This window comes from Pontibacter harenae (assembly GCF_020907245.1).
GTDB classification, from domain to species: domain Bacteria; phylum Bacteroidota; class Bacteroidia; order Cytophagales; family Hymenobacteraceae; genus Pontibacter; species Pontibacter harenae.
On record NZ_JAJJWH010000067.1, the window covers coordinates 1 to 12,642 of the forward strand.

The following is a 12,642-nucleotide window of genomic DNA, read 5'->3' on the forward strand; positions in this document are numbered from 1 at the left end:
AACAAAAATGCAAACATCATACATTGTGAACCACAACTCAATATTATTTAATAATTACAATTTTATCTATGAATTATACAAAACACATAATTTTGTATATTATCAAGTACAAGAGAGAGAAAAATGACACTAATTATCCCGCTAGCCGCCGTCTTGTGGATTTATTAAAAATTCATCTAAGTTGCGAGTATTTTATACTGTTGAAGCCCCACCCCAATACCCATTCAGAGAGGTAAATTCCGCATGAGATAAAAAAATTTCCCACATCGGCGGGGTTAGACATGAATTCTCAACATCACGTGATAATCTAATTTTGAATAATGCCACCTGAATTAATAAATGATAGAACAGAAGGAAGAATAAACTTAATACAGCTACAGCGCTGACACAACAAGTAAAGGCGCTCTGTGTAAAGCAAAAGAACAGATAAGCAATTAAACAATTATACTACAATTTGCGAACCCCTAGAGCAATAAACATGTTATATGGTTGAAGAGAGCTATGAATTAGCACCGTAACAAGAGAGACAGCCACTATGAATTAATTAATTATAAGTAAGGGCACCTAATTAGTTTAAACTATCTGTGTCCAAAAATATTGGAGTGGTATGATGTAAAAAGCAACTATAAAAGCTTTCTACATGCATTTCACAACAATTTATCAGGTGCTAAATATTGTTTAATGTAATTCCGTCCAGTTACTTATTACCTTGTACTCCTGATTCTAACAAAAACATTTCAGCTAAAGCAAGCGCATATTCAGTTACATTAGAAACATAAGTATTAAACTGAATTGCAACGACCACTTTTTCTTTGGGAAAATTCATCAAAAAAGAATTTGTGCCTTTGACTGAACCACTGTGTCCATACCAGGTTCTTCCGTAGTTATCTTGTCCACTCCACCAGATAAGTCCTTGCCCCAGTGGTTCTTTTTGATCTAATAGATTGGCATTAAACGCTTTCTTGTTCTTATCAAACTGGGGCTTATACATTAAGCCTAAGGTCTTTGGCTTTAACAGCATACCATTGTTTAAAGCCAATGCAAATTTCACCATATCTTCCGGTGTAGATATAATTCCCCCACTAGCATATTTGTAGCTAACATCTTCATACGGGGCATTTATCAATACTCCTTTACTGTTCCTAACATACCCCTTGCCTCTTTTGGGAATTATTCTGGAAGGCACATCAAAACAGGTGTTAAGCATACCAGCCGGAAGCCAAATATTCTTTTCCAAATAGTCCTCAAAACCTAAACCGCTTACCTTCTCAACAATTCCATGCATCAAGGCACTTGAGAATGAAGAATATGAATAGTAAGACCCGGGATCAAAAAGAAGCGAATCGTCGCGAAAGATAGTGGTAGACTCCTCATAGTCATTATAGTGCCTCATGCGCTTAAAACCATGGTTCTCTTGATCCTTTTTAGTATAATGCCTGATACCAGAAGTATGTGTCAGAATATGATTTACTGTAATAGGCTTTTGCTTTCTCGGCATATATGGCAGATACTCCTGAATTTCATCGTCCAGATTAATAAGCCCCTTCTCAACCAACTGCATTATTGCCACTACTGCATAAGCCTTAGAAATGGACCCAATATTATGAACAGTCTTACCGTCCTGCAGCGCTTTATTATCCAAATCAGAAAATCCTGTTCCTCCTGAGTATATTATTCTTCCGTTTACTGCTACTGCCGCAGAAACACCAGGGGCACCAGTTTCTTCAGATATCCTTTGCAAGTAATTCTTTACATAAACCTGATCTGGATATACCTGCTCTCGAGTAGCAAATTGAGAAGTCACATTCTGTCCAAAAGCAGTGCTTTCAAAAAGCATCAGGAAGCATGCCCAAGACAGGACAAAGGAGACTTTTTTTGAATAAGAAAAAAAATGACGTATACCGCTTAACATAATGCGTGATTTCAGTTGATAAATTATTAGATAAGTGTTTTGAGCTTATTCTAGTGCAAAGAATATTTTTGCATGAAACCCTAAATAATAGAATTCCTTACCAGTTATGAATTTACTTATGGCAACTGCGCCAAGTCACCTTCTTGCATATCAGGATTATTAGAATCTTGATGCAAGAAAAGCGAAAGCTTTATAACGCAAGTTCTATTTCCTCAATAACAGTGCACACCTGACTTTCAACCATAACAACCTAGATCATCGCGACTGTTAGATCCTTTCAGAACCTAACGGCGGCTATTTTCATGCAATAGTGCTGCTATTACCCTAATTGAGCCTTGTTCGAATTAAACTCACTCATTTTCGATCTCAAAAACATAATTTAAACATGCCCTGAATCCTTTCAGAATCTATATCCAGCTTTCTCTAAATCTCGAACAGACTTGAATGTTTTAGTCGGTTTTAAATAGCTAGCTAAATATTTATACACATCCAGGCGAACTTCTTTTGCTTTTTTTGTATCTATTCTATTAAAAGTATGGCCACCTGGAATATCCTCATATATTACATAGTCAAATTTTTTGTCTTCTGCCTTCAACGCCTGTATCAGGTGTTCCACCTCAAGCACATTTACATCCTCATCATTGGTATTGGTATGAATAAGTAAAGGCGTCTGCAACTTCTCTGCGTTCCACGCTGGGGAGCGCTTTCTGTATTCTTCAACATTTTCGAAAGCATCTTTTCCAATATGATAATCAGCTGAGTATGCATCTCGATAACTTTGCGTTTTATATCCCATTCTGGCGACCAAATCGCTTACTGGAACTCCAGCATAAGCCACTTTATATTCCTTCGGATGGGCAAAAATGTTCATCAAAGTAATCATCCCGCCGTGGCTCCAACCTAAAATACCTATTCGGTTCGAATCAACAAATTCATAGTTCTCAAGCATATAGTCTTTGCTTGCTCTTACATCTTCATTTTCTAGCCCTCCATAGTCAATCTGTTCATAGAAGCCTCTTCCATATCCGGTGCTACCTCTATACTCAGGTGCGACTATTATGTATTCTTGCGCTACCAGTTCGCGGATAATATGGGCATAAAAGGTATTAAAATTGGAGTGTACTCCTCCATGAGGAAGCACTAATAAAGGGTACTTTTTGTTTGTGTCTATATTTTTTGGAATGAACACATATGAACTGAAGCGCACCGGATTAGTTGCTCCCTGTCCAGTAGGGTTTTTCACAACTCTGGGCGGAGGTCCGGTCATGTTAACTTTATCTACATGAGCAAGGTCACCTACTTTGTGATACCAGGCAATATCATCAATAGCCTTGTTAAGCTGATCAAAACTAGAACGCATGCCTGTTATTTGCCGATTCAAAGATGCGATCTCTTTTTGAAGTTCTTCAGTGCTTTGAGCTACTGCTGAGGAATGCAATACACATACCGTTATTATTATCAATAATAGAATAGAGTAAATATTTTTATAATTCATAGTTTTTTTTAATGATTTATAGTTTAGATTAAAATTTAATTCATAGAGATGGGTACTAGTTTGTTTTCAAGAGTAAAAAATCAAACAAGATATAAACCTAGACTAGCTACTTCTGCAGACAGCTTTTTTCTTCTTCAATGACACTCTCAACTTCCACAGGTCTTCATATCATGTAACATCTTTTAAAAAACCATTGATAGGCAATACTAATTTGCACTTTAATTTAAAGACACAACAATAATGCAACAATGATAAAAACAAAGGCTTAACAATACAAATATCACAATAAACAAATCAAGACACTGAAGACATAACAACCTTTATCAAAAGTGGCAATCCTTTGGTCCTGCTATTCTAAATACTCGTTTTGCTGTATTAACAAAACATGTAGCATTAGCTGATTTATTTAAAGAACACACAATTATAAATAAAAAAATAAAAAAACATCAATTATTTTTCATTTTTAACAAAAGACCACTACTTTTATTAAAAATCAAGCTTTATTATAAACCAACAGGTATTATTAGGTAAAAGAAATTATAAAGAAAGTTGCAAGACGTTTTTTTTAATTTGAAAGCACTAATTTCTGGGATCAAATATTCAAACCAATAACATTGTTCTTAGCTCTGAATATTGGTTAGGTGCTAACTTCTTACTCTTAAAGCTTATTTAATTAAATCCATGCAATAGTGGCAGCAACATTTTTTTTGGCTTTCATCAAATTATCTATCAGCCTACATATACTGCTTGCTTCTTTGATTTTTTTGGATGGGACGGTGTAGTAGCTTAACAACACCATTCTTAATTTAAACTGCAATAATTTTTAACTTATTCCATTATATGGCTGTATTAAGTAAAGAGGAGGCACAGATTATATTAACTAAAGCATTGCAGCTTTCTAAAGCAGATGAATGTGAAGCAATGTTAAGTGGCTCTATAGAGGGTAATATCCGTTCTGCACGAAACTCAGTCTCAACTGCCGGAGAAAAAGATAAAATGACCTTGAGTGTAAGTGTTACTTACGGCAAAAAGACAGGCTATGCGACTACCAATGAATTTGATGATAGTTCACTTGAGAGAGTAATGCGTAGAGCTGAGGAATTGGCTATGCTCTCTCCGGAGAACCCGGAATATATGCCCTTACTAGGCCCTCAAACATATAAGGAGGCAATTACATTTAGCCCCACTACAGCATCCGTTGCCTCGGCGGATCGTGCTGAAGCTGTAGCACAAAGCTTAAAAATAACTAAAGCTGCTAATTTGGAAGCTGCCGGGTTTCTAAATAACACGACAAGCTTTGTCGCCAAGCAGAACTCAAAGGGTCTTTTTGCTTATAACAAAGAAACAGATGTTTCTTTTTCAGTTACCGCTAGGAATCAGGAAGGGACTGGTTCAGGGCATGTAAGCCAAAGCTTTCACGATTTTTCCAAGCTGGACACAGCGGCTCAAACTAAAATTGCTGCACACAAAGCAATGACCTCTGCTGGAGCCCAAGCCGTTGAGCCTGGTAGGTATACTGTTATTCTTGAGCCTTTAGCAGCCAGTGGCCTGATAAGATTCCTTATGAATGGCTTTGATGCTCGCAGCGCTGATGAAGGTCGTAGCTTCATGAGTAAAAAGGGAGGTGGTACACGCTTGGGCGAACAACTATTCAATGAAAAGGTAACAATTTACTCTGATCCACTAAATTCAGAACTTCCATCACCTACTTGGAACAGTGATGGAATACCCCTGGATAAAAACACCTGGGTGAAGAATGGTATAGTAGAAAGCCTCAGTTACTCCCGGTATTGGGCTGATAAAAAAGGTGTTAAACCACAACCTGCAGCCGCAGCAATTATCATGGAGGGAGGAGACGGATCTGTTGAAGACCTGATTAAAGAAACACAGAAGGGAATTCTTGTGACCCGCTTCTGGTATACCCGGATGGTTGATCCACAAACTTTAACACTTACCGGACTGACACGTGATGGTACTTTTTACATTGAAAACGGTAGAATTAAATTTCCGGTAAAAAATTTCCGCTTCAACGAAAGCCCCATCATCATGCTTAATAACTTGGAGGTGCTAGGGAAGCCTGTCCGCAGTGGCAATATGATTATTCCACCTATGAAAATAAGAGACTTTACATTTACCTCCCTTTCCGATGCAGTTTAATGGAATGAGTATAAAAAGCAAACCTGTTGCCTATAAAAGATAGCACTGTACCCATGCTGCGTTTTAAGCATGCTTAACTTTATCAACCTAAATAACCCAAATATGAAGAAGAGTTATACAATGTTCAGAAAGAAAGGACTGTTGTCTTCCTTAATAGTCTGCCTCTTTATATTATTTTCATTAATGCCTCTTTTTGCTTCTGCGCAGGTAAAAAAGGTTTCACAGGCAAAGCTTAGAGCGATGAAGAAAGAGCTGGTTTCTGAAATTGATAATCAGAAAAAGTCCACACAAGAAATGGTAGACATGATCTTCAGCTTTGGTGAGCTTGGGTTTCAGGAAGAAGAGACCTCACGTTACCTGACTGACATTTTGCAGAAAAACGGCTTTACTATAGAGAAAGGAATGGCAGGCATTCCCACTGCCTGGACAGCGAAATGGGGGTCGGGTAAACCTGTAATTGCCATAGGTAGTGACATAGACGGTATTCCTAAAGCGTCACAGAAGCCAGGGGTTGCTTATCATGACCCTATTGTAGAGGGAGCCCCTGGGCATGGAGAAGGCCATAATGCCGGGCAGGCTCTTAATGTAACTGCAGTGTTAGCTCTTAAGAAATTAATGGAGCGAGAAGGGCTACCGGGCACTTTAGTACTATGGCCTGGAGTTGCCGAAGAACAGGTGGCCACGAAGGCATACTATGTTCGAGACGGTTACTTTAAAGATGTAGATGCCTGCATTTTCACTCATGTAAGTAATAATTTTAAAGTTAATTATGGAGACGATGGAGCCAATGGTGTAGTATCTGTGGAGTTTTCATTCGAAGGTGAAGCAGCCCATGGAGCAGGTGCTCCATGGAGGGGGAAGAGTGCACTGGATGCTGTTGAGCTGATGAATATTGGATGGAATTACCATCGTGAACACATGGAGCCTACGCAACGATCTCATTACGTGGTAACGAACGGAGGTGATCAACCCAATGTAGTACCATCTGAAGCTTCCGTATGGTACTTTTTGCGTGATCGCACTTACCCTAAGGTTAAGAACATGTACGATGATGCCATAAGAATAGCAGAGGGAGCCGCTTTGATGACAGGAACGAAGATGACTTACCGCATACTTGGCAGTGCCTGGCCAAGGCACTTTAACAAACCTATCGCTGAAGCTATGTATGAGAACATAAAGGCTGTAGGCCTGCCAGCATGGAGTGAAGAGGACCAAGTGTTAGCTAAGGCAGTACAGGAAGAAGTAAGTACAAATAAAGCAGGCAGAGAGGGTAAACCAGCACAAGGACTTGCCACGAAATTAAGCTCACTTGGTACTCCTGTAGAGTTTTCTATGGGAGGCGGTTCAGACGACATTGCAGATATCACTTGGAACGTCCCTACTGTTACGCTACGGTTTCCCTCCAACATACCAGGTCTTCCAGGTCACCATTGGGCAAACGCAATCTCTATGGCAACACCTATAGCCCATAAAGGAGTGACTGCCGGAGCAAAGGTGGAAGCGTTAACATTACTGGACATGCTGGTTAAACCTGAGATAATAGAAAATGCCTGGGTATACTTTAGAGATGTGCAAACAAAGGATACAAAGTACATCCCATTTATTTCTGAAACAGACAAACCAGCCATTGAACTTAATACTAAAATTATGGAAGAGTTTCGCCCAGAGATGAAGAAATATTACTATGACCCAACAAAATATAATACGTACCTAGAGCAACTGGGCATTCAATATCCTACTCTACGAAGCGACCAAAAGACGCCAAAAGCAGGTGATTATTGATACCCTGAGCATACTTTCGTCAAACATTAACAAAAGGACGCGTTCACATTTTTCTTCATTGTTTTTGCTTTGGCCCCGCTCCTGTTTTTGAAGAAATTTACTATTATTAAATAGGAAACTTAAAATGAAGAGAAGAGACTTTTTACATTTAACAGGATTAGGAGTTGGTGCATCTATGCTGGCAAGTATACCCCTTCTTGGTAACGATATACCTTTTGAAGATGCTTTGACACCTGTTGATACAGTTTTAAAAAAGCAGCTTGCTGATGTAGCCCTTAATGCAGCGCGTGCCAATGGCGCTTCATATGCTGATGTACGTATAGGTAGATACTTAAACCAGTTTATTACTACCAGGGAAAATAAGGTTGAGAACATTAGCAACACAGAGTCATTTGGTGTGGGAATCAGGGTGCTCGTGAATGGGTGCTGGGGGTTTGTGGCAACAGATAACCTAGATAAAGAAAATGTAGCAAAAGCAGCCAAGCAAGCCGTTACACTTGCTAAAGTGAACTCAAAGTTAATGGATGAGCCTGTTCAGCTAGCACCTCAGAAAGGGTATGGTGAAGTAAGTTGGAAAACGCCTATCGAAATCAACGGTTTCGAAGTACCTGTTAAGGAAAAAGTAGAGCTGCTGTTAGCGGTAAATAATGAAGGAATCAAAGGAGGAGCAAACTTTGCAAACTCATCTCTTTTCCTGATCAATGAACAAAAATATTTTGCCTCCACCGAAGGGTCATACATTGAGCAGGATATTCACCGCCTCTGGCCTACCTTTACAGTAACGAAAACAGATCCTAAAACCGGAAGATTTGTAAGTAGAAATGCGCTAAGCGCCCCAATCGGAAAAGGGTATGAGTACCTTGTACCGAGGGAAGAAGAAAAGGTAAGAGGAGTTGTCACTACCTACAAGAAACGCTATGATATGCTGGAAGATGCCCGGGAAGCTGCTGATAACCTAGCCGAGAAGCTAAAGGCCAAGCCGGTCGCACCAGGAAAATATGACTTAGTACTGGATCCGAGCCAGCTCTTCCTGACTATACATGAATCAGTGGGGCATCCTACTGAGCTGGACCGCGTGCTGGGATATGAAGCAAACATGGCCGGTACAAGCTTCCTTACATTAGATAAATTAAAATCAAGGCAATTTGAATATGGCAGCCCCATAGTGAACTTAGTTGCCGATAAAACTCAACCGGACACCTTAGGAGCTGTAGGCTATGATGATGAAGGTGTAAAATGCAAGCAGTGGGATATTGTAAAAAATGGCGTCTTGGTTGACCTGCAGGCTACAAGAGACCAGGCACATATGATTGGGCGAAATGAATCCCATGGGTGTAGCTATGCACAAAGCTGGGAAGATGTTCAGTTTCAACGTATGCCTAATGTTTCCTTGCAGCCAGGTAAAGCGAAAATGAGTGCTGCCGATTTAATCAAAGATGTAGAAAAAGGAATTTATATGCTTGGCAGAAATACTTCCTCTATCGATCATCAACGCTATAACTTTCAGTTCAGCAGCCAGTTATGCTATGAAATAAAAAACGGAGGAATTGTTGGCATGCTGAGTAATGCAGCCTACCAATCCAATACCCAGGAGTTCTGGAACTCTTGTGCAGCGCTGGGAGATAAGGATGATTACCGATTAGGAGGAACATTTTTCGATGGGAAAGGAGAGCCGGGGCAATCAAGTGCGGTATCCCATGGCTGCCCAACCACCAGATTTAATGGCATTAATGTTATTAATACAGGAAGAAAAATCAGTTGATAAAGCTTTGCCGCATAGAGAGGCAAACCAGAAATCAGAGTTGGCTTCATTTAACATGCATTAGAACAAGAAGATGGCATAAGAAATTTATATATAGATACTTAACTTTATGGAAATAAAATAGCAACAATTATAATAATCTTCTAAAGCAGTCTTTATTGACATCAGAAAATCTCATTTATCAAATTTTGAATTCTGATAAGTTATGACGTCATCTATAGTTAATCAATAAGTGGTATCCATCAAGAAAACAGTTACTGCACTTGTAGCTGCCTAATTAGCTTATACCCAAATCTGTATCCAACATTCATTACCTTATAATGATTAAAAAGAAAAAAAATATGCTGGTGATGCTTTTACCGATAGCATTTACTTTCTGTATTCCCCAAATGTCGTATGCACAAGGTCCATCTGTAAAAACTGAAGAGACTGCACAAGATGTAACCATCAATAAACGATATGCAAATGAAATCAAAGCACTTGCTAAGCGCCCCGCAGTTAAAACGGCTTTACAAAGCGTTATAGATTTAGAAACAGAGACGAGGCAGGACCATATCACTTTAACAGAAATTCCCGCACCTCCTTTCAAAGAGGAAGCACGCGCCAGGAAATACGCCCAAATGCTTGAAACCGCAGGTCTTGACTCTGTTTGGATAGATGAGGTAGGCAATGTGATTGGCAGAAGAAAGGGCAAGACGGGTAAGAGAACAGTTGCGTTAGAAGCACATTTAGATACCGTATTCCCGGAAGGAACTGACGTAGGTGTAAAACACAAAGGCGATACATTGTATGCACCAGGTGTAGGAGATGACACACGCGGACTGGCTGTTGTACTGACAATAGTGAAAGCTATGGAAAAAGCAGGTATAGCAACAGACGCAGATATATTATTTATTGGTACTGTTGGAGAAGAAGGCTTAGGTGATTTACGCGGGGTAAAACAACTTTTTAGTGAAAAGGGGCCTAAAATTGATTCTTACATTGCTGTTGAAGGTGGAGGAGTCAATCGTGTCACAAATCGGGGGTTGGGCTCCCACCGCTACCGTATCACATTCAAAGGCCCGGGCGGTCACTCTTCCGGCGCTTTCGGCCTTGTGAACCCGCACAATGCCCTAGGCAGAGCCATCCATTATTTTGTTATAAACGCAGACAAGTTCACTAAGGAAGGCATCCGCACTACCTATAATGTAGGTGTAACCGGAGGAGGTACCTCAGTGAACTCTATACCCTTTGAATCTTGGATGGAAGTAGACATGCGGTCTGAAAGTCCTGAAAGAGTAGAAGGTATTGATAAACTACTACAAGCTGCGATACAACGGGCGCTTCAGGAAGAGAATCAGATGAAGCGCAAAGGGCCGAATCTTGAGGTAGAAGTAAAACTAATAGGAGATCGCCCTGCCGGAAAAAATGATTCGAGTACAGCATTAGTCCAAAGAGCAATGGCAGCCAGTAAATATTTACACACAGAACCTAAATTAGGAGTGGGTTCTACTAACTCCAACATCCCTTTCTCAAAAGGTATTCCGGCCGTAACCATCGGGGCAGGCGGTAAAGCGGGTGGTGCTCACTCTTTAAACGAATGGTGGCTACAGGATGAAGAGGCACGTCCGGCGATTCAAAAAGCTCTCCTCCTTCTGTTGGCAGAGGCAGGCGTTTCTAAGTAACAGTTTAGAAAAAGGACAGCCTCCTGTTTTTTGTCCTCAGTAGAGCCCCCTCAATGCTTTTCGTGTAGGCTTAGCGTTCAGGTGCCCTTTCCCAAGCAACATTTTTGTGAAAGCCAAACAGTCATCAATGCAGAAATCAATCTGCAGCAGTTTGAGCTGTTTATACAGCCCTTGTATCGTACACTGGCTTTGGTTACTCTTGACCAGCAATTCGTCGGTTTCCGGTGCGTAGGTACAAAAAGCCTGCGCTTCCACTGTTTGGCAAAACTCCAAACCTCATCCAATTTTACCGAGGCATAGGATCTCAAGGCAGAGCTTGACATGGCAGCTATCGGCCTTCTGGTCATGCCAGCGGAATGTTGTTTCGCGGAGCACGCCCATACCTGCTCGATGTCGCGGCTGACGAAACTGTGCACCAGCAGCCTCAGCGCCAAACTCTTGATCTCGGGCCTCCAATCTGCTCTGATACACGTACTGAAACTTCTTGCACAAGAACGGCGCAGCAGATTCTTTTTACCCGTGCGCTTTAAATCCTTCAACTTCCTTCAAGCTGTGACAGTAGAGACTATATGGGAAATCATCTCGCATTTCACCCTTTCAAAAAATGTGACTGACGATACTAGAATTGCAATGTTTTATTGGAGATTTTTATCAGGCAGCCACCACTTGGCTGTACAGCAGGTCTTCATACTGGCAAGGAGTCAGGTAACCAAGGGCTGAATACCTCCTTTTCCTGTTGTAGAAACTCTCGATGTTTTCAAACACAGCCAGCCGGGCCTGCGCTGGTGGCATGCTTGTGGTGGTATACCATTCCGCCTTCATCGTCTTAAAGAATCTCTCTGCTACCACGTTATCCCAACAGTTTCCTTTCCGACTCATACTCTGCAGCACCAGCGTTCCCTCCAGTTGCTCTCTGAACTCGCTGCAGGCGTACTGCACGCCCCGATCAGAGTTAAACAAAAGGGAGCGGAACAGGGGCCTGTTTCTCACCGCCATCTGCCAGGCCGCCACGATGGTCGCCTCCGCATCCAGGGTCTCACTCAGCGCCCAGCTTACCACCTTTCTGTCGGCCAAGTCCAGTACCACTAGTACCACCGTCAGGTAGAGCACGCCTTCCCAGGTTCTGATATAGTTTAAATCGGATACTCATTTCTCTGCCGGTCCTACCGCTTGGAAATCCCTGTTCAGGTATTTCTCCGCCACTGTATAGGCATGGTTGGAGTCAGTGGTCTGCACCCGGTCCTTCTTCCGTACAATGTTCTGAATATGATGTTTCTACATCACACTGTCTACACGAGGACGGGACATTTGGACACCCCACTCTTTTGAGTTCCATGGCAATCCTGGGGGAGCCGTAGCGGCACTTGCTCTGCTCATATACCTGTTTAATCTGCTCCACCAGCTCCTGCTCTTTCCGCTCCCGCAGGATTACAGGGTGGTGAAGCCAGTAGTAGTAGCCACTGGCACTGACCTGAAGGACTTTGCACATCTTCTCGACGGGGAATTGATTCCGGTGCTCCTTTATGAATCCGTATACCGCCCGTGTTCCCTGGAAAAGATGCTCACCGCCTTTTAAGATATCACGCTCCAACCGCGCCTCCTTCAGCTCCTTCTGTAGCCGTTTAATCTCTCATTTGCTCGTCTGTCAGCCCTTCTGTGGACCGGACTGGTGAGCTTCCTTTTGCCGCCATTTGCTCAGTCTGCAGACATTTATGCCAAACTCATCTGCCACTTTTTTACTGATCCCCTCGCGTAGGAGAGGTCGATGGCCATCCGCTTGAAGGAGGCGTCAAATACTCGTCTTTCCATAATAGTCAAATTTAGTACTTTACATCCTATGTTTGTTCTCAGTGTCTTAGCTGCTCTTCTT

The 12,642-nt window shown here is 41.5% G+C and carries 8 protein-coding genes; 4 read left to right on the forward strand and 4 right to left on the reverse strand.

All coding sequences use genetic code 11. The annotated features are described in order from the left end of the window. Positions 1–697: 697 nt before the first annotated feature. Positions 698–1,912: a serine hydrolase domain-containing protein gene (locus LN893_RS19350; RefSeq protein ID WP_229972957.1), complete on the reverse strand. Its 1,215-nt coding sequence runs from the start codon at positions 1,910–1,912 to the stop codon at positions 698–700. A 400-nt stretch (positions 1,913–2,312) separates the two neighbouring features. Next, entirely contained in the window at positions 2,313–3,407 is a 1,095-nt protein-coding gene (locus LN893_RS19355; protein ID WP_229972958.1) for an alpha/beta hydrolase family protein, read from the reverse strand. Between the two features lie 840 nt (positions 3,408–4,247). Here LN893_RS19355 and LN893_RS19360 point away from each other — a divergent pair. From LN893_RS19360 to LN893_RS19375, 4 genes are all read left to right on the forward strand, one after another. Next, on the forward strand, positions 4,248–5,564 hold the full coding sequence (locus tag LN893_RS19360; protein ID WP_229972959.1) for a TldD/PmbA family protein: 1,317 nt from the start codon (positions 4,248–4,250) through the stop codon (positions 5,562–5,564). 183 nt (positions 5,565–5,747) lie between these two features. Next, positions 5,748–7,346, forward strand: a complete 1,599-nt coding sequence (locus LN893_RS19365) for an amidohydrolase (RefSeq protein WP_229972962.1) — start codon at positions 5,748–5,750, stop codon at positions 7,344–7,346. A 124-nt stretch (positions 7,347–7,470) separates the two neighbouring features. After that, positions 7,471–9,108 carry a TldD/PmbA family protein gene (locus LN893_RS19370; RefSeq protein ID WP_229972960.1) on the forward strand — a complete coding sequence of 546 codons (1,638 nt, stop codon included), beginning with the start codon at positions 7,471–7,473 and terminating at the stop codon, positions 9,106–9,108. A gap of 320 nt (positions 9,109–9,428) precedes the next feature. Continuing rightward, complete coding sequence (locus tag LN893_RS19375; RefSeq protein ID WP_439651230.1) at positions 9,429–10,772, forward strand: M20/M25/M40 family metallo-hydrolase; 1,344 nt, start codon at positions 9,429–9,431, stop codon at positions 10,770–10,772. A 651-nt stretch (positions 10,773–11,423) separates the two neighbouring features. Here LN893_RS19375 and LN893_RS19380 read toward each other — a convergent pair. Both LN893_RS19380 and LN893_RS20900 read right to left on the reverse strand, forming a co-directional pair. After that, entirely contained in the window at positions 11,424–11,900 is a 477-nt protein-coding gene (locus LN893_RS19380) for an integrase core domain-containing protein (RefSeq protein WP_369427712.1), read from the reverse strand. A 94-nt stretch (positions 11,901–11,994) separates the two neighbouring features. Next, complete coding sequence (locus tag LN893_RS20900; protein WP_369427713.1) at positions 11,995–12,261, reverse strand: IS3 family transposase; 267 nt, start codon at positions 12,259–12,261, stop codon at positions 11,995–11,997. Positions 12,262–12,642 lie beyond the last annotated feature (381 nt).

Bases quoted from the DNA above. Each gene is read 5' to 3' on its own strand.
- LN893_RS19370 (WP_229972960.1), top strand. From the start codon at position 7,471: ATGAAGAGAAGAGACTTTTTACATTTAACAGGATTAGGAGTTGGTGCA.
- LN893_RS19355 (WP_229972958.1), bottom strand. From the start codon at position 3,407: ATGAATTATAAAAATATTTACTCTATTCTATTATTGATAATAATAACG.
- LN893_RS19365 (WP_229972962.1), top strand. From the start codon at position 5,748: ATGCCTCTTTTTGCTTCTGCGCAGGTAAAAAAGGTTTCACAGGCAAAG.
- LN893_RS20900 (WP_369427713.1), bottom strand. From the start codon at position 12,261: ATGTGCAAAGTCCTTCAGGTCAGTGCCAGTGGCTACTACTACTGGCTT.
- LN893_RS19350 (WP_229972957.1), bottom strand. From the start codon at position 1,912: ATGTTAAGCGGTATACGTCATTTTTTTTCTTATTCAAAAAAAGTCTCC.
- LN893_RS19375 (WP_439651230.1), top strand. From the start codon at position 9,429: ATGATTAAAAAGAAAAAAAATATGCTGGTGATGCTTTTACCGATAGCA.
- LN893_RS19360 (WP_229972959.1), top strand. From the start codon at position 4,248: ATGGCTGTATTAAGTAAAGAGGAGGCACAGATTATATTAACTAAAGCA.